Raw genomic sequence first — 18,253 nt, forward strand, 5'->3', positions numbered from 1 at the left:
TATGGGAGAAACGGGAACCATCCCAATGCCGTAGGAAGCATTGTCAAGTTACAACGCCCATAAAGCGGTCGTTGAGCTGACGCTCGTAATAAAAAATACCTTTACCCACTTCCTGCATCTGCCAGACCCGCAGCGGATCACCCGGATAATAGTTGTATCCACCGGCAAAGACCTCGTTGCGATTGCCGCTGGGATCAAAGAAATAAATGGTCTGGCCACGGGTAATGCCGTGCCGGGTCGGCCCGATATCAAGGGAAACATCATATTTTGTAATGATATCGGCCGCGTCCCGGATTGAATTCCAGTCCTCGATATTGAAGGATACATGGTGAAGCTTACCATCTTCCTCGTGTCGGACCAAAGCCAGGTCATGGGCTTTGGTGCTACAGCTCAGGAAGATAGCGATCTGCAGTCCGTCATCTTCCCGCACCACTTCGGTGGTTGTAAAGCCCAGGGCCTTCTCAAACACCCTCTGGGTGCCGTCGACATCGCCACCATACAGCAGGCAATGGTCAAACCTGAGGGCTTTCATGCCGTGGGGTTCGGTGCGCCAAAGATCAGGGTTATCAGTTTCCGGACCATCATTGGAAAGCTCCATCTCCGCAAAAAGATCAAACCGGTGTCCGGTCGGGGCAACAAAGCTGATACGACGGCCAACACCCGGCTGTTCCCCGGCAGGGACATGGCTGACTTCCATGCCTTCGTTGATCAGCCTGTTTTCCAATTCGGTCAGCGTATGCTCGTCGAGGACCTTGAAGGCCATCACATCAAGGCCCGCCGTATCCGCTTCGCGCAGAACGATGCTGTGACGGTCAAATTCGTCATAGGCCTTCAGATAAACCCGGCCGTCATCGCCGGTGTCGACCACATCAAGCCCGATCCGGTCCCGATAGTGAACCAGCGCCTCTTCCATATCCAGCACCCTGATCTGGGCGAACCCCGGACGTAAAACTCCTGTCATTGCCATGTTTAATCTCCTTCAGTTTGCTTTTCCCTATATGTTTTTGTCATCAGCGCTTGTCGGCTCTTGCCGGCAAGGCTGATTGTCAGGTCACTTTCGGAATAAAGGCGACAGGCGAGAACATATCCCTTCTGTCTTTCTTCCTCCGTGATATGACAGGCGGCCATTTTGCCCGTCCTGTATTCCCCCGAGATCACCCTGACTTTGCAGACCCCGCAGCCACCGCCGCGGCACCCCACAGGGATACGAGCCAGTCTCTGTGCTTCCATCGCGACCAGAACCGACTTTTCCGGACGGCAGCGGACTTTCTCTTCAACACCTTCGATGGTCACCATGAAAGTTTCGTCCTGCACCGGATCAGATCCTTTTGAACAGGGGCGATTTTTTGGTGTCCTGACCGTCTTCCCGGGTCAGGAACTTTTCCATATAAATATCCTTCTCAAACAGGCGACCCTTCATCAGGGTGCGGATTGAGGCCTCGATCATCGGCGGCGGGCCGCACAGATAGGCCTGATGTCCCTTGAACTCACCGTCAAAGAACCGTTCCGCCACCTCGTTAATGAAACCGGTCTCCCCGCTCCAGTCGTCCCCTTCACTTTTTTCCGACAGGGCCGGGACATAGGTGAAGTTTTCATGCTGACCCTCCAGTTCCCGGAAATAGTCATCGTAATAAAGGTCCTGACGACCGCGAACACCGTGGAACAGATAGATTTTCTCGCTGCAGCCCTCGGCCAGCAGATCCTCGATCATCGACTTGGGACTGGACAGGCCGGACCCGCCGGCAATGAAAATCATCGGCTTGTTCTGTGACTTGCGCACAAAGAACTGACCATATGGCCCGGAGAAAGAAAGATCGTCGCCAGCCTTCAGCTTCTGGTGCAGATAGGTGGTTCCGGCACCGTCGGGCACCAGCCGGACATGAAGCTCGATCCCGCAGGGTTTCTGGGGTGCATTGGCCAGGGAAAATGCCCGCGGGCCTTCGACACCCGGAATATCAAGCTGGATATATTGCCCGGCCTGGAATTCAATTCCGTCCCCGGTCAATGCAATATGGATGGCTTTGATATCCGGCGTCAGGTCGGCAATTTCACTGACCTTGCCCTCGAAATCCTCAATCGGCAGATACTGGGCGTCCTCGTCTTCTTCAATTTCAGCCTCGATCACCGTATCGCTTTCCAGTGTGCAACAGCAGGCCAGTGCCTTGCCCTCGTCACGCTCGAAATCCATCAGCGCAAAGGGAGATGCTTCGCCCAGGTTCACCTCGCCTTCCAGCACGTCTATCTTGCAGGTACTGCAGAGGCCATGATTACACTGGTAAGGAATATAGATACCGGCCCGGAGGCAGGCATCCAGAACCGTCTGGCCCTCTTCCACCTCAACCACTTCCCCGATGGGTTCTATGGTCAGCTGATACGTCATCAGGAACCGCTCCCCCCGATACCGTTCAGACCGGACGTGGTAAAGCGCAGCAGGCCCTTGTGATTGACCCCGTTATCCTTCAGGGATTTTTCCCCATCCGGGGTAAAGGGCTGGTTATCGAGCAGCCAGGTTACTTTCGACCAGTCAATCTTTTGAAAATCCGGATGCTGGCTGTAGACGCCGGGGAGTACTTCCCCGACCAAAGCCTTGAACGGCATCTCCGGCGGCAACGGCAGACAGACCGGGGAACAAAACATCAGATGATGTTCCCAGTTGATATAAACCAACTGATTACCGTGAAACTTGTCCTGGGTGTCCTTGGGCTCGAATTCATATTTTCCGATGGAATTTACTGACATCTGTCTCTCCTGCGATCCTGTTAACCGGCGGCCCTGATGCGGGCGGCCTGCCATTCATTCCAAAGCTTCTCTTCCGGCGATCCTTTGTAATCCAGGTTGTCGGATCCCAGATTCAGGCCATACCATTTCAGCACGTCAGGCACCTCGGCGCCGCCGCAGTTGCCCTGATAGATCTGGTGCACCGGCAGCCAGGCCTGGACATATTTTTCGGGCTCGTGATCGAAGATTTCCTTACAACCGTCGGAACAGAAATGATAAGTTTCGTCCTTGTAGGAAGAACTGCGGAAGGCCACTGTTGTGGGATCGTCCATTTCGGTAAAGCCCATGGGGATCTGACAGGTCTGGCACAGCATCGGCAGGGTATTGTTATAGAAACGCCGACCGGCCTTTTCCTCTTCCCGCCAGTATTCAAACCGGGGGCGATAATATTTATCGAAGGTATTGGGATATTTTTCCGACAGCCAGTCCAGTTCCTCATTTTCCGGAATCCAGGTATGGAACCCGGCGGCATGGGTATAGTTGTAGAAAATACCCCAGGCCTGGTGACTGATATGTTCCGCTTCGCGGGTTGCGGTCTCGGCATGCTTCGGCGGCTTAATGCCGTAACGGGCGAGATCCTCGAACAGGGCGCCGCCGGCCTCGACGAAATAAATCTCCCAGGCTTCCTTCCAGGACATGATGCGCTTGGGCAGCATATAGTCCATCATCATGCCGACCAGAGCCAGCAGGCGGGTACCGCGCCAGAACCATTTGTCAATCCAGCCCTGGACGATCGGGATATTGCGTTCGTCCTGTTCCAGCATGAATTTGATAATTTCCAGCCCGAGGGTCATGTGCCGGGCTTCATCTGACTGAGCCGAAAAACCGAACGTCACCGTCGCCATGTCGCCGTTGTAGGCGGCACCGGACATAAAGGGCACAAACAGCAGATTGGTCAGCACATATTCAAAGCTGAAGGAAATGGCGGTGAGAAACTCGAACGGGCCGGCCGTCATGGCATCATCAAAGAAGGATTTGGGTACAGACAGGTACCAGACCCGGTCATGCATTTGCGGGCCGCTGTGCAAACCGTCAAAGAACTTGTTGTAATGGCTCATGGCGTGAACCTGGGTCTGCACATGGCGCAGTTCGTCAATGGCCTGCATCTGACAGGCAACCCGGGCGCCGGCGCCCTGAAAATGCCGACCCACATGGGTAAAGCCGCGCGAGGCCTGGTATTCCAGCGGAGACACCCCGGTCAGGAACAGCTTAATGGCATTGACATAACGGGCATCGGTTACACCAAGGTGGCCGTTGTTCTGGGCAAAACTGTCAATAACGGCATAAAGCTTGCGCTCTTTTTCAGACTGGAATTTCCAGTAGGAATCCATAGTCAGGCGAAAGGGGTCTTCCCAGGCATCCCAGTCGTGAATGACAATGCCTTCATATTTATCATAGGGATAGACCTTGTCCATCGGCTGATAGGTTGTTTCCCAGTCCAGACCACGGCTCATCATCGCATAACGCTGCTTGAGACCGAGTTTTTTCGCTTTTTTCTGTGTCATTGTTGTCTCCGTAACTTCCCTGTATTCGTGAAAAACAGAACGGGTAAACCAGCCGTAGCGGTTATTTTGAACCCCAGCTCAGTTCCAGATATTCGTCTTCTTCATCGACATTTCCGGCCAGGCTGATCACGCAGAGGTGCAGTTCCTGGACGTCCCAGTCACGACCGATCAATTCCTCAACCGTGGACTGTTTGACAATCAGCCGTCCCTCGCAGTCGATCTTCACCATCGCCGGGTAAATCGTAACTTTGGCATCAGGGTTATCCTGCTCTATGGCCTCGATAACAGGCCGGGCGTCATCATTGTTCTGAAGGGTAATGGATACCATCCTGCTCATTTTTTGCCTCCGCCGATTTCTATGCCGGCTTTGCCAGCGCGGGTTTTGATATCCTGATGAATTGCCGCCAGCACTTCGTCAGCGCGCTGATCAAGCACATATTCTGCAAGGGGACGGGCAGCTTCGAGAGCACGGGCGCTCCAGCTTTCAATCCAGGTAGCCAGGAGTTTTGCATTTTCCGGACTTTCCTCAGCGGTCACCTTGAGCAACCGGTCCACCCATTTCACCTCGTCCGCAGACCAGTCGATCATGAATTCGTTGAGCATGGACATGGCAGCGCCGTTGTAACGGCCGCCTTCCCGGTCGAAATGATCATAAACAAGCGGAAAGATCACGCTGTCCATGCAGAAGAACTGGGCGACCGCCTGTTCAAACCAATCCTCTATGACAAGACTGTCTTCCACCAGCTTGCGCAACGGCTGCCAGCTCTCATGGTCCATCCAGTTCTTTTTCGCCTCGTCCAGGCTCTCCCCGGAATTGCCGTCCAGCAACAGGCCGATGCGACTGATAATCTGGGCGATACCAAGGCGGTCCATGGCCGCAAACAAAAGCGCCTGGGCGATAGCTGCTCCATAAGACTTGTCGGAGGCGTTACAGCCGTTCATATTCCCGCCCCATTCAAAATGACGCAGGGGCAGCAGGAAGAACTTTACTTTCTCAATCCATTCGGGGTCCAGCTGGTCCAGCAGACCGCGTTTTTCCACAAATTTGAAGTTGGCCTCCTCCGTCTCCATCATCTTGTTACGGGCCATGGTGTAGGTGCCGTAATAGAACTGGCGCGGATCATTGAAGCTGTACCAGTCTTCCATCTTGATAGCGGTCAGCCCGGTATCATAAATCTCCCGGCCGGGAGCCCATGTGGGGCGATAATGGAAATGTTCCGTCGCCTGTTGATCCCAGGTTGCCTCCTGATAGCGGCTTGCCGGTTTGTCGGCGCCAAGCCTTTTTGCCACATGGGCATAAGTCTGCCGCCGGGGCTCAATGACATTGGTTTTAATATCCAAACTCACATGAAGTCTCCTTATCTCGACAATAGAGTGTCCCTGCCGCGCCCTTCGCGCCAGATCAGCTGCTCGTAGTCTTTTTTAACGTCCGCCTTTGTCGTCACCGTCCGGACATGGTTCAACTCACAGAATTCCCGAAAGGCCGCCAGGGGCATCACCAGTTCCACAGTCAATTCCGGCGCCCCGACCGTAAACTCGAATTCGATAAAACGGTTCCGGCGGATGCCGATGATAGTCGCGGTCTTTTCGAAACCGATGAGACGATCTCTCTCATCAAGGGGCAAATCACCCATCATGGTCTCCCGATTATTTTTCTTCCCTGTTTCTAAAACAGCAAAGATCGTGCCAGTCTTTCGATAAACTTAAAAAATCACATAGCTTATTGTTTTTATTGCTTTTTTAATAATACAATCAGATGCTGCTTAAATCCTCCGAACAGCCTTTGATCAAATCATCAACTGGCCAAACCGGCCGACTTGACGAAATCATTCACCCCGGGAAAATGGTCCGGCCTCGCCTTTGCAACAGAGGGTCGCCCACTGACCCGCCGGTACCAGTCGCCTACGGCTGCAAACTCCTCAGGTACGGCGAGGCCGTATACCTCAGCCAGCGTAAAACGCGGTATCAGCGCACAGTCGGCAATGGAAAATAAATCGCCGCCGAAAAATTCCCTGTCGCCCAGTCCGTCCTGCAGGACAGTCAGGCAGCTTTGCCAGTCTTTCTGCGATTTGTGCAAAAGGTCCGCGGGCACATCCCGGCCCGGATGGCTCCGGCGTTCCCGAACAAGAGGAAAAACCGCCTTTCCGACCTGGTTGTCTGAAAAAATATGTATCTGACGAATAACGGCCCTGTCGGAGGCCTCTTCGGGAAGCAGAGAACCACCTTGTTTTTCCCGGCCATATTCATCCTCGAGATATTCCATCATAGCGGCGGATTCCCACAGCACCGGACCGTCTTCTGTAACCATCACAGGGACGCTGCCGTTAGGATTCAAGGCCATAACATCCGGATTTTTTTCACCCAGGGTGATCGTGATTTCCTCAAACGGAATATCAAGCTCATACAGGGCTATTCTGACTTTCCAGCAAAAGGGGCAATCCGGACGATGGAACAATCTGATCATTTGATTAACTCCTATATCCGCCGCAGTCTCAGGTCATGCAGATGTTCCCGCAGGAATTCGACCCTGTCATTGCCCCAGAACACCTGGTCCCCGACCACAAAGGACGGCACACCCATCACATTGTCCTGCTGGGCCTCCTGCCAGTTTTCTTCCAGCCGACGATCAAATTCCGGGTTCTCGGCGGCCCGCTGGATCACACCGCGGCCCAGGCCGATTTCCTCGCCCACAGCCATAAGAACATCCATTTCACCGATATTGCGTCCCTCGGACCATTCCTGGCGCATCACCTCGATAATATATCGCTGCAGCAGACCCTCCTGTTCCGCCGCCAGGGAAACCTTGGCCGCCAGTGTGGGCTCGGTCTCGATGGGAGGGGGATTAAAGGGAATTCCCAGCCTGCGGGTAAATCGTGACACATCCTGCCGGACGATGGGGATTTTAATCTTGGCCCTGTCCGGACTGGACCGGCCGGACCACCCGCCAAGCGGACGCCAGACCATCGAGGCATAATAGTCGTCGAAAATCTTGTGAAGCGACTTGGAAACCAGATAGCAGTAAGGGCTTCTGAAATTGAAATATACTTTTATGTCGACAGGTGCTGGCATCTTCCAAACCTTTTCTTAAAGGAATGGCCGGACGGCATGTCCGTCCGGCCCATGAAGGTTACTTCCCGGTTACACGCAGGTTCTGTACTGTGAACTTGCTCCGCGGGTTAAGCTCGGGATCCACCTGTCCCTTGAAGTGCCCGGTCGTGCAATGTTCACCCTGCACGTCCAGCATCATGAAGGAATCGTCGATGGAAACACCGCTGCCCTTGTTCTTGTCCAGGTGATAGTCCGGATGGGCCTGGCCGATGACAAAGCTTTTCCAGAGATCGCCTTTCCGGTCATAAATGACCGTCCGCGGCAGAGTGAATGTTTCGGCATCCACATAATGTACGCGTTTGCTGACGGGGTGGTTGTCATCAACCGGCTCAGATTCCAGAATATAGACCTTGCGTAACTGCCAGGTGATATTCGGGAAACATCCACCCTGCCCGCCAAATTCGACGAACTGGTAACCATCCCCTTCCTTATCATCCTCGCTGAGCACAAGTTCATTATGCTTGTAGAAAGGCAGAAGAACATTTTTGGTGCCCTTATAGGTCCAATTCATATCGGAAATCCGGCCGTTATAGCCCTCGAAATCCTCGATCATCAGATCAGACCCCAGGAAGGAGTCAGTAGTCTGTCCGGTGGAAAGACGACGTACCCGACGCTGGAAACCCAGGTAAAGCCAGGCGTCAGCCTTCTTCAGGTCATCTTCATAGAGATGCATGAGAAGCTGGGTATTGCGAACATCGAATGGCTCCAGAACCTGCACATAAATGGCACGAAACAGGTCACTGGGGTTGTTGGGAAGATCCGGTTTCGGGTCATCTACCACACGATGCTTCAGGTTGAGGAAATGGAAGTTGAACTTGATGGTTCGTTCAATCTTTCCTGAATTCAGGTCCCGGAATTTCCAGTAGAACGGATAAATGGCGGCATTATCGCCCCAGTTGTATCCATATTTGTAGTTCCAGGCTAGTTTCTCACCAGCACGGGGGTCATTAATATCCGGTTCTGCCGGAAACGGCCGACCGGCTACAAAGCCATTGATTTGCCCCGGTTTTTCACCCAGGGAAACTTTTCCCAGACCATTTCGGGTGGCGTTAATATACCCCTCGTTCAGTGTGAAGGGGGTGGTTTCCCCCACCTTCATCTCGGTCCAGCCACGACTGATGAATTCATACATGCCCTCATCGAGGACATCCTTGAACTGCTCCACATTGGCCTGGTTGATGGTCATGCCGGCTTCCAGGCCCGCAAAAGTGGGAACCTGGTCTTTATAGGGGAAAAAGCTTCTTTCCACATCTTCCATCTCCGCCGACAGGGCGGGCAAGGCACCGAAGCCTATGGTCAGGGCGGCAATTGCCGTTACTAGTTTCGATTTCATTTTAAAATTCCTTTCACCTAATCTGTTTTCACATCAGGGTAATTTGATCAGAAGCGATAGCGCAGGGTGACCTGGATCTCGTCTTCAGCTTCAGCCATACCGATTGGACCGGAACGGAACCTTCCAAGCGGCTCGTAACCGCTCAGACCAACAGATCCGGGTTGTGTCGGATCGGTATGGAACGGCGTGGCGGTAAAGGGTGCCCAGGGGTTACAACTCCGACAGTCGTCAAATTTCTTGGCACCGGCACCAAACTTGAAGTTGGCCGCAACAATCAAGCGCCAGCTGTCACTGATCAACCAGTCCACTGATGGCGAGATCACAGCAGTCTGTGCCCTGAAATCATACGCGGCAAGAATCTGCGGGCTGAGCCGGTTCTGGTTCCACCAGCCCTTGAGCAGGAAGGTGGCGATCCAGTTGTCTTTCCAGTCCGGAATACCGGCTTTGCCGAAACCAGGCGCACCGGCGAGGGAACCCGCTGTCTCTTCGAGTTCATGATCAAGAATATGCTGTCCGAAAATCTGAGCGGAAATCAGGAAAGCTTTCTCGTCATTCAGGAACGGAATGAAGGTATCCCGGTCCCATCCGATGACATAACGGAAGACATCGGATTTGGAATAAAGTTCGGGACGAAGGGTATTGGCGAATTCCTCCCCGGTTGTATAGGCCGCCTCGATCCGGAACACGGATTTGAGACTATCGGAGTAAAGGTCGAGAGACCCGCCGAACAGATGAATGCGCGGAAATTCAATATCGAAGGCAATCAGATAGGGCCACTGCTGCACTTCGCCAGTGAAATTGTTCAGGGCTGCAGGACCGACGCTGCCGCCGCGCAGGGTCGGAAGCTGGGCGAGATAGGTCAGATAGTTAAGAGAGAACCCGACTTCCTTGAAAACACCCTCGACCTTGAAACCGATCTGGGTATTGTCCAGTTTCCATTCAGGCAGGTTGACCTGGCGGATACCGATAGAGCCCGGGGCAAAGTCCGTCGCCGCCAGACCGGTGGTATCCGGCACCGGAAGACCGGCAAAGTTGGCGACTGTACAGCCGTAATCCCAGCAGTTTTTCATGCCACGGAAAAACTCACCGGCACCGAGGATCTGGTAGGGAGTGCCCCCCTGCCCCAGATTGCTGGGACGGAATTTGTCAAAATTCCAGACCAGGTTGAAGTTCAGGTCTTCAAAACCGCCGACCGCACCCATGCGGTATTCCATGTTCAGCATCCACTGGGGAATACGGATGTCTTCCAGTTCGTCATAGATATTCTGACGGGAATAATCCACCGGATTGATCACATCCAGCACCCGGAACAGATCGGTCCGTCCCCAGACCACCTGCTGACGGCCGAGACGGATGTTCAAAGTGTCACCGTTGTTAAATCCAATATCGCCATCCAGGTAGAATTCCCTCAGGAAATCAAGACGATCGTTGAATTCAGGAAAGCGGAGTTCATCCAGAGAGGCATCCATATATCCCGCCAGACAGCCCCTGTTGTCCACATCACAGGGTCTGACCGGTACGCCAAAGGCGACACCGCCGTCAGTGGCATGGGTATTTTCCCCCAGCACAATAAGTCCCGCGTTGGGATTGGCGGCCGTGTCAAAGCCGAAAAAGGCCAGTCCCGTCGATACAATACCGCTGCCGTGCGGCACTGCTGCCGGACCGCCGCTGAAGGTGCTCTCCAGCATGATGGCCCCACCGGCGTCCTTGCCATATTCGTCACTGTTGAGGTCGTAGACACCGTCGTAGGATCCGCGCAGGGTCGTATTCAATGACAGGCTGGAGAAAAATCCGCCGACATTAAACTTCTTGCTCATTTCCATCTGGAGTGTGTTGCGGAATTTGGAAAGCCCCTTGTCCTTACGCACGTATGTGGCGTTTTCCACAAATCCGTAAAGCTCGAAACTTCCATCCGAAGAAGTATAGGCCTGGGCGCCTGTGGCGCCGGCCAGGGACAGGGTTGCTGCAAGCGCCGTCCTGCCCCATAAATGTTGTCTGCTTTGTTTCTTGTTCATTCTGGTCCTCCCACATAAATAAGGATTCAACAAAAGATTTATTCCGACAGTTAACCCCTCCCCTATTCGGCTGCCTCCATAGCCGATTTTTCGGCGATAACGCCGTCTACTAATTTGATGTCGGTGATAAATCTGGGTTTGAAGAGGGTAATCCAACTTGGCACCACAAAAAGCGCCGCAACCATATTGAAGATAAGCATCATAACCAGCAGCAGGGCGGCATCCGCCTGGAACCGCAGATCAGACAAAAAGACCCACATGACAACGCCGAGAATAAGGGCGCCAGCCGTGACACAGACCGCGAGGCCCGTCGTGCTGATGGCACGGATCACAGCCTCGGGCAGGGACTTGCACCGCAGCATCTCCTCCCGAATTCGATCCATGATGTAAATGGAGTAATCAATTCCAACCCCAATCCCCACGGCAATGATCGGCACCGTGTTCACATTGATGCCGATTTTCATAATGCCCATGTAGCCGTAGCTCAGGATCGTGGCGAACGACATGGCCAGAAACATCAGCCAGCCCGCGTGCAGTGATCCGTAAAAGAACATCACAAACACGAAGATCAGCGCCAGAACCATCGGAATGACAATCTGGTTGGTTTCAAACACCGCTTCGTTGATCGCCGCAGTGACCCCGACAATACCGCCGGCCAGATGGAAACTCAGGCCTTCCACATCGTCGCCATGCTCGGCAATCCACTCCTTGACCATATGAATGGCGCGACGGATCGTACCGCCCTGATGATCCTTGTAGTAAAAGATCATGTTCGCGTCGGTTTCCTCCGGATTGACAAACTCCTTGAGCGCCCCGGGGATCGGGCTTGACGCCATATAGGCAAACATCAGCCCGCCCACATAAAACTCGTCATGGGGGACCTGGTTATATCTGGGATCATTGTTATGCAGCAGCCGGTTCATCTGCCTGATCAGATCCGGTAATCCTTTGGCCCCGCCCATTTCAGGATCATTCAGCATGTGCGCCTGCAGGTTTTCCAGGGATTTGATCACCTCGGGTTTCTTCAGGCCGCCTTTTTCCTCGGTCCGGGCAATGATATAGAGCTCCTCCGACCCGGGAAAACTTGTATTGATAGCCTTGGAGGACAGGTTGTAATCATGATCCGGATACAGCAGCGGGCTGCCGGGCTCCGACTCCCCGATCTGGACAAATGAACTGCCGTACCCGCCGGCCACAAAACACAGGACGGCGATAGAGAGAATTCCGATAGCACCCGATCTGCCCGAAACCAGGAAACCGACCCGGGACAAAAGTTTCTGGATTTTTCCGTGTTTGATTTCAATGTTTTTCGGCTGCGGCAGAATCGACAGCAACAGCGGCACCATCAGCAGGACATTGACGATCACACAGATGGCCCACAGGGAGGCATAATAGGACAGTTTGGTATTGATCGGAATCGAGCCCAGGGAAATCAGCAACAAGCCTACAGCATCGGACACAACGCCGAGGGATCCCGGACGAAACAGGCTGTCAAAGGTCATCCGGGCTGCCGTCCGGCTGTCCCCTTCCACGGCAAGCTCGCCGTAATAGCGTTCCACCAGCTGGATGCCGTGCGACATGGCCCGGGCTGAAATCAGAAACGGAATAACCAGGGTCAGAGGATCAAGGTTATAGCCCAGCAGGGACAGGATACCGATGCCCCAGATGGCAGAAACAACAATTCCCATCATCGGGATCAGTACGCCATAGAGACGGCGGAAATAGACCACCAGCAGGACAAACATAAACAGGATGGTGAACAGGAAAATCTGTACGATCTGCGGGATATAGGTATAGACCCAGCCAACCAGCATCGGCTGTCCGGTCACATGAATCTCGACACCTTCCAGCTGCTCCCGGTCACGGAACTCCTGAATCTGGTCAAAGGTTTTCTGATAGTCCAGAGCCCCCTCATTGAGCTGCCCCTTGATCAGGGCGGATTTAAGGTCGGGCGATACCATCAGCCCGTAAACACGCGGGTTGGCCAGGACGGCAGTCTTGAGTTCCGCCATTTCCTGTTCGTTCAGGATGGGTTTCTTGGTCGGATCGTAATAGGGTTCGGACAGAACAGACCCTTCCTCCGACAACCAGACTTTGCGTGTTGTCCGGTGGGTCAGACTGGTAACCAGGTTATGATTGATGCCGGGCAGGCTGTCGACCGACTGGGTCAGCCTGTGAATGAGGGCCAGAGCGTCATTATTGAAGATCGTGCCTTCCTTGACCTCGATGCCGACCACCACAACATTGGCCCCGCCAAAATTGTCGCGAATTTCGTTGTGCAGCTGAATGTAGGGATGTTCCTGGGGCAGAAGATCAGCGAAATCGGAATACATTTTCACAGCCGGTATCTGGGCGGCAAAAAAGGCCGTTATCGCCAGCAATATTGCGAGGATCAGCTTGGGATAAGCAAAAACGTGATCATCAATATCTTTCAGGAAATGGGTAAACCTAGACATATTTCATCCCTATAAATGGTCTTAATCTGTTTCTTAGTCGGCCAATGCCGCCAGTGCCTCAGTGAAGCCGGCGCAGCAGGCCGTTTCCTCCGGCCACAATGATCTGGTCCTCGCCGGCAGCCACCGCCGCACGCAGGTAGCCGAAACCGAGGCCGGCCACATCGAGTGAACGCCAGTGTTCGCCATCAAACTTCAACAATGTTCCCTGATCACCCAGGGCATAGAGAGCCTGGCCGGTTTCAAAAATATTGTAGATGGGGGAAGAGGTTCCGCTTGGCTGACGAACCCAGGTCTGCCCGCCGTCTTCAGTATGCAGGATAATGCCCTGCAAGCCGCCGACCCATCCTTCATTTTCAGACCGGAAGTAGCTGGCGGCTGAGTAGAACTCGTTAGGCACCGGTCCCGTCGGGGACCATGAGTTACCGCCGTCGGCACTGACATAAACCACGCCAAACTCACCCGTGATTACCGCATGACCGGCAGACAGGAACTGTATCCGGGACAGCAGGGCATCCTCGCCAATGGACAGGTCCTGCCATGTTTTTCCCTGGTCTTCGCTTTTGAGAATGAGTGTGAAACTGCCCACAATCCAGTAATTGCCGTCAGGGTCACAGGCGAGGTCGACAACATCTTCGCTGGTTTCGATATCCCCGTAGGTCCAGGTCGAAGCATCCGCACCACTGCGCCAGACCCTGCGATCCGCATCAAGGGCAATGAAATGACCGTCCGGGCAGGTATCAACATCGACAAAAGTCGGGGAACCGACCTGACCTTCTGCGATAACCGATTGCCTTTTCCAGTTTTGACCCCGGTCAGCCGACGTCAGAATGACGCCACGCCGTCCCACAATAACAGTGATCTGATCATTTTCGGCACCGGCGAGGAACTGGTCGTAACGCTTGACGGCCTGCTCTTCTGTAGCCTCCACGCCGGACAGGTCAAGTCTGGCTTCACAGCCGCCAAGGACGGCCAAAAAAAGAAGGATAACTGCCCCGGACAGACTCCGAGTCTCCCAAATGCGGTGATTCAACACTTTCCATGCTCCCTATATTTGCGCCGCCCCGGAGTTAATTATTTGGTTTGCCCGGTTAGCGGCAGTCATGAAAATGCAAGGGATGTGCCAAATCAGAAAAATGTCGTCCGACAATTTTTAGAATTCTTACAAAAGGGTTAATTTTACCCTTGTTTTATCAATAAGTTGCTTCTTCAAAATTAGGTGCCCTCAGGGGATATTTCGCCTTTGAGACATACCTGTTCAATAGTGTTTTTATTTTCTGAAATGATCAAAAACAGTACGTCCCGCAGTTGATCTCTTGATGAAATCATCAGATGAACCCTACGATTATCTGCGGTACAATCTGAAAACCGGTGTATACTGGGTTGGATGAGAAATACTCGTCCTGGGCACAAAGATATAAAATAGGGAGGCCCTAGCATGACGACGACGTTAAAGTATTCCGGCAAGACCGCCTTGGGACAGCCGGAAGATTTAAATGACACAATCCAGCTCATTCCCGAGCTGCCGGATATCATGGACCTTTCATCCAGGCTGAAGTTTGCCCCGAAGGAAGGCCGCATCTGGCTTGATAACATGCGCATGATGATGTTGCATGCCAGTTCGCTTGGTGCATTGCGCAATGAAATGATTGAATCCCTTGGCATCGACAAGGCCCGTGCCCTGCTGACACGTATGGGCTATGTTTCGGGCGCCAAGGATGCCGAGCTTGCCATCAAGCTGCGGGGCGGCGGCGATTTTTTTGATGCCTTTTCCGTAGGGCCCCAGCTTCATTCCCTTGAGGGTATAGTAAATGTGGAACCCATTCGACTGGAAGCGGACACCAACAAAGGACATTTTTACGGGGAATTCCTGTGGAAAGACAGTATAGAGGACGAAATCCATATTGAAAGCTACGGTCTCGGCGCAGACCCCGTTTGCTGGATGCAGATCGGATATGCCAGCGGCTACACATCCGTCTTCATGGGCCGTCCTGTGGTCTTCAAGGAAGTTGAATGCCGCGCCATGGGACACAGTAACTGCCGCATTGTCGGCAAACCCATATCCGAATGGAGCGACATAGAAGAAGAACTGGCCTTCATGCAACCGCAGGCTTTTGCCAATGCTCAGACAATCAGAAGTGCACAAAACCCCTCGGAACATATAACCCTGCCCGAAGGCAGTCATGTCAGCAGCCAGTTCCAGGAAAAACTGTCCGCCAACATGGTCGGTGCCTCTGCCGCCTTCAATGTGGCCTGCCACATGCTTGACAAGGTGGCCGAAACAGACGCCACCGTCCTGTTCCTCGGCGAAAGCGGCGTCGGCAAGGAAATGTTCGCCCGGACCCTGAAACAAATCAGCAAAAGGGGCAATGAACCCTATGTGGCGGTAAACTGCGCCGCCATCCCTGAAAATCTTATTGAAGCCGAATTATTCGGGGTGGAAAAAGGCGCCTTCACGGGTGCAGTGGAATCCCGCGCCGGCCGTTTTGAACGGGCCGATACGGGCACCATCTTTCTGGATGAAATTGGAACCCTGTCCCTTTCCGCCCAGGGCAAACTGCTGAGAGTCCTTCAGGAACATCAGATCGAACGGGTCGGCAGCAAGAAAACCATGGATGTCGACATTCGGGTGATTGCCGCCACCAATGCGGACCTGCAGGCCGAGGTCAAGGCCGGCCGGTTCCGGCAGGACCTCTATTTCCGGCTTAATGTGTTCCCCATCCATATCCCGCCTCTGCGGGACAGAAAAGCAGATATTCCCCTGCTGATGAACCATTTCCTGCTGAAATACAGTAAAAAATACGACAAGAGTATTGCCGGTTTCACCTCCCGGGCCATTGACGGTTTTCTGAACTATGACTGGCCGGGCAACATCCGTGAACTTGAAAACCTGGTCGAGCGGGGGATTATTCTGGCCCCCAATGACGGCGCCATTGACCTCAGCCACCTGTTTACCTGTGGCGAGGACTTTTCCAATGCCCTTCTCGGACTTGGCAAGGATGGAAACCTGAATTCACAGCCGGACCGGGATTTCTCCACCCTGGCGGAAAACAGCCGGAGCTACAGGGAAATTGCCGATCATATCGTCGACCAGAATGTCTCACTTGAGGAACTTGAACAGCAGATTCTGGAATCTGCGGTGGAAAAGGCCGGCGGAAATCTTTCCGCCGCCGCCAGAAGCCTCGGCATAACCCGTCCGCAACTGGCCTATCGTCTGAAAAAAATTTAGTGGATCCGGGCTCCGTCAAAAGCGACGCAGCCCGGAACAACCTATTCGATCCCGGAACAACTTATTCGATGATGTCGCCGTCGAACAGAAGCATTTCGATCTTTGTGTCGGCAATTTTATCTGCTTCAGTCTCGAAAATATTATGATCCAGTACGATCATGTCAGCAGATTTTCCCACCTTGATGGACCCCGTCACCTTGTCCAGGCGAAGGGCTTTGGCCCCCTCAATGGTAAATATTCTCAAGGCCTGCTCGAGAGATATAGCCTGATCAGGCCCCAGCGACCCTGGTGTTTTTCCATAAGGATCTTTCCGGGTCACCATGGCCTCGATCCCGACCCAGGGGTTCATGGACGGCACTGCGGCCGGCCAGTCGGACCCCGCAAGCACCGGCGCCCCGGCCTCGAGAAGATCGCGGACATGCCACAGGTTCTTCCGGGATTTTTCTTCCCCGACCGCATCAAAAATAGACTGCACGATCGGCGACGGGTGCCACAGATAGGGCGACAGATCCGCAACCACATTCAGTTCCCTGAAGCGTGGAATATCTTCCGGAGCTATAAATTCTGCATGAGCAAGTTCATGCCTCAGGTCAAACCTGCCACTAATCTTGTGAGCTCGCTCAATGGCATTGAGTGCCGTCTGTATCGACCTGTCGCCCGCAGTATGGATCTTGACGGTAAAACCCCGTTTTTCCAGTTCCGCAACATCCTTGGTCATCACATCTTCGCTGAGGTGAAGTTTGCCCCGATAGTTTTCCGGAAAATGATCGTCGTGGATATAAGGCTCCAGCATGGCAGCGGTGCGCGACACGGTCGGCACCCCGTCATCAAACAGTTTGACAAACCAGGTATTCACCCGTTCGGAGGCAAACGTCTTCTGCAGGCGGGAAATCCGCTCATAATCCAGAGGTTCCTCCCGATGGCCATAAGGCGTAGAGATAGAGGCCGCAACCCGGATATTCAGGTCCCCGGCCTGATCGACTGCCTTGTAGGCTTTCAGGATCGGTTCCCGGGCGTTGGCATCCTTGATACCGGTAATGCCGTAACCGTTGGCAATACGCGCCATTTCCCTGACGCCGGCTAAATATTGTTTGTCTGTCCAGTCGGGAAGCTGGCCTTCCATCAGAATCTGGGCTTCCTCCAGCAGGATACCGTTTGGTTCTCCTGTTCCGGGATCGCGAACAATGGTGCCCCCGGCCGGGTCCGGTGTGTCCTTGGTCATACCGGCCAGTTCGAGCGCCTTGGTATTGGCCCAGCCGTTATGGCCGGAATCGTCACTGAAATAGACCGCCTTGCCGCCAGCATATTGATCAAGCCATTCGCGGGGGGACGGAATATCATAATTTTCGAAAAAGTTACTGTCCCAGCGTCCGCCAACAATCCAGCCGGAGTCCGGATTGCGTTTGACGCAGTCCTTCAGGGTTTCGGCAATGTCGTCGGGAGTGGCGGTAAATTCAAACTTGCAGCTGAACAGGTTGGCGATGGCGCCATCGGTCGGGTGACTGTGGCCGTCATTGAGGCCAGGCATCGCCATCTTGCCGTCGAGATCGACCAGTTCGGTCCCCTCACCGGCCATTTTTTTCATATCTTCCAACGAGCCCACGGCCATAAACTTGCCGTCTCGGATGGCCACAGCCTCCACTCTTGGAGTGTCTTTTTCCATGGTATAGATATGGCCGTTGAAGAATATTTTATCGGCCACCTCACCGGCAAAGGCAGTTGTGCCAGCCGCAAGCGACAGCATCAGGCCGCCAATCAATCCAGGAATATAATATTTATTTTTTTTCATGCGCCTCTCCTGAGGAAAAGGGGCCGCGGACAATGCCGCGGCC

16 protein-coding genes are annotated in these 18,253 nt (G+C 53.7%); 1 reads left to right on the top strand and 15 read right to left on the bottom strand.

Translation table 11 applies throughout. From position 1 onward, the window contains the following. Positions 1-43 precede the first annotated feature (43 nt). The 14 genes from ACORNT_RS00105 to ACORNT_RS00170 form a co-directional block, all read right to left on the bottom strand. Entirely contained in the window at positions 44-967 is a 924-nt protein-coding gene (locus ACORNT_RS00105) for a catechol 2,3-dioxygenase (protein WP_420717508.1), read from the bottom strand. A 2-nt stretch (positions 968-969) separates the two neighbouring features. After that, a complete protein-coding gene (locus ACORNT_RS00110) occupies positions 970-1,314 on the bottom strand; it encodes a 2Fe-2S iron-sulfur cluster binding domain-containing protein (protein ID WP_321393612.1) in 345 nt (114 codons plus the stop codon). 4 nt (positions 1,315-1,318) lie between these two features. Next, entirely contained in the window at positions 1,319-2,380 is a 1,062-nt protein-coding gene (locus tag ACORNT_RS00115; RefSeq protein ID WP_321393614.1) for a 2Fe-2S iron-sulfur cluster binding domain-containing protein, read from the bottom strand. Continuing rightward, a complete protein-coding gene (locus tag ACORNT_RS00120) occupies positions 2,380-2,739 on the bottom strand; it encodes a phenol hydroxylase subunit P4 (RefSeq protein WP_321393617.1) in 360 nt (119 codons plus the stop codon). The genes ACORNT_RS00115 and ACORNT_RS00120 overlap by 1 nt, the downstream gene beginning before the upstream one ends. Positions 2,740-2,759: 20 nt before the next feature. Continuing rightward, positions 2,760-4,283: an aromatic/alkene/methane monooxygenase hydroxylase/oxygenase subunit alpha gene (locus ACORNT_RS00125; protein WP_321393620.1), complete on the bottom strand. Its 1,524-nt coding sequence runs from the start codon at positions 4,281-4,283 to the stop codon at positions 2,760-2,762. A gap of 61 nt (positions 4,284-4,344) precedes the next feature. After that, positions 4,345-4,620: an MmoB/DmpM family protein gene (locus ACORNT_RS00130; protein ID WP_321393622.1), complete on the bottom strand. Its 276-nt coding sequence runs from the start codon at positions 4,618-4,620 to the stop codon at positions 4,345-4,347. Further along, positions 4,617-5,630: an aromatic/alkene monooxygenase hydroxylase subunit beta gene (locus ACORNT_RS00135; protein WP_321393624.1), complete on the bottom strand. Its 1,014-nt coding sequence runs from the start codon at positions 5,628-5,630 to the stop codon at positions 4,617-4,619. Before ACORNT_RS00135 ends, ACORNT_RS00130 begins: the two co-directional genes overlap by 4 nt. 11 nt (positions 5,631-5,641) lie before the next feature. Next, positions 5,642-5,920, bottom strand: a complete 279-nt coding sequence (locus tag ACORNT_RS00140) for a phenol hydroxylase subunit (RefSeq protein WP_321393627.1) — start codon at positions 5,918-5,920, stop codon at positions 5,642-5,644. Positions 5,921-6,078: 158 nt separating this feature from the next. Next, positions 6,079-6,747, bottom strand: coding sequence for a glutathione S-transferase family protein (locus ACORNT_RS00145; protein WP_321393630.1), 669 nt, complete (start codon positions 6,745-6,747; stop codon positions 6,079-6,081). Positions 6,748-6,758: 11 nt separating this feature from the next. Further along, on the bottom strand, positions 6,759-7,352 hold the full coding sequence (locus ACORNT_RS00150; protein WP_321393633.1) for a 2-hydroxychromene-2-carboxylate isomerase: 594 nt from the start codon (positions 7,350-7,352) through the stop codon (positions 6,759-6,761). Positions 7,353-7,410: 58 nt separating this feature from the next. Beyond that, entirely contained in the window at positions 7,411-8,724 is a 1,314-nt protein-coding gene (locus tag ACORNT_RS00155) for a DUF1329 domain-containing protein (RefSeq protein WP_321393636.1), read from the bottom strand. A 47-nt stretch (positions 8,725-8,771) separates the two neighbouring features. Next, a complete protein-coding gene (locus ACORNT_RS00160; RefSeq protein ID WP_321393638.1) occupies positions 8,772-10,739 on the bottom strand; it encodes a DUF1302 family protein in 1,968 nt (655 codons plus the stop codon). A gap of 62 nt (positions 10,740-10,801) precedes the next feature. Beyond that, positions 10,802-13,195: an efflux RND transporter permease subunit gene (locus ACORNT_RS00165; protein ID WP_321393641.1), complete on the bottom strand. Its 2,394-nt coding sequence runs from the start codon at positions 13,193-13,195 to the stop codon at positions 10,802-10,804. Positions 13,196-13,253: 58 nt separating this feature from the next. Then, positions 13,254-14,225 (bottom strand): WD40/YVTN/BNR-like repeat-containing protein, encoded by a 972-nt coding sequence (locus ACORNT_RS00170; protein WP_321393644.1) that lies wholly within the window; start codon positions 14,223-14,225, stop codon positions 13,254-13,256. Positions 14,226-14,630: 405 nt separating this feature from the next. Between ACORNT_RS00170 and ACORNT_RS00175 the strand changes: the two genes are divergently transcribed. Next, positions 14,631-16,421, top strand: coding sequence for a sigma-54-dependent Fis family transcriptional regulator (locus tag ACORNT_RS00175; RefSeq protein WP_321393647.1), 1,791 nt, complete (start codon positions 14,631-14,633; stop codon positions 16,419-16,421). Between the two features lie 61 nt (positions 16,422-16,482). Here the strand turns inward: ACORNT_RS00175 and ACORNT_RS00180 are convergent, their stop codons facing one another. Further along, a complete protein-coding gene (locus ACORNT_RS00180; RefSeq protein ID WP_321393649.1) occupies positions 16,483-18,210 on the bottom strand; it encodes an amidohydrolase in 1,728 nt (575 codons plus the stop codon). Between the last annotated feature and the right edge of the window lie 43 nt (positions 18,211-18,253).

The organism is Emcibacter sp. (genome assembly GCF_963675455.1).
Lineage (GTDB): Bacteria > Pseudomonadota > Alphaproteobacteria > Sphingomonadales > Emcibacteraceae > Emcibacter.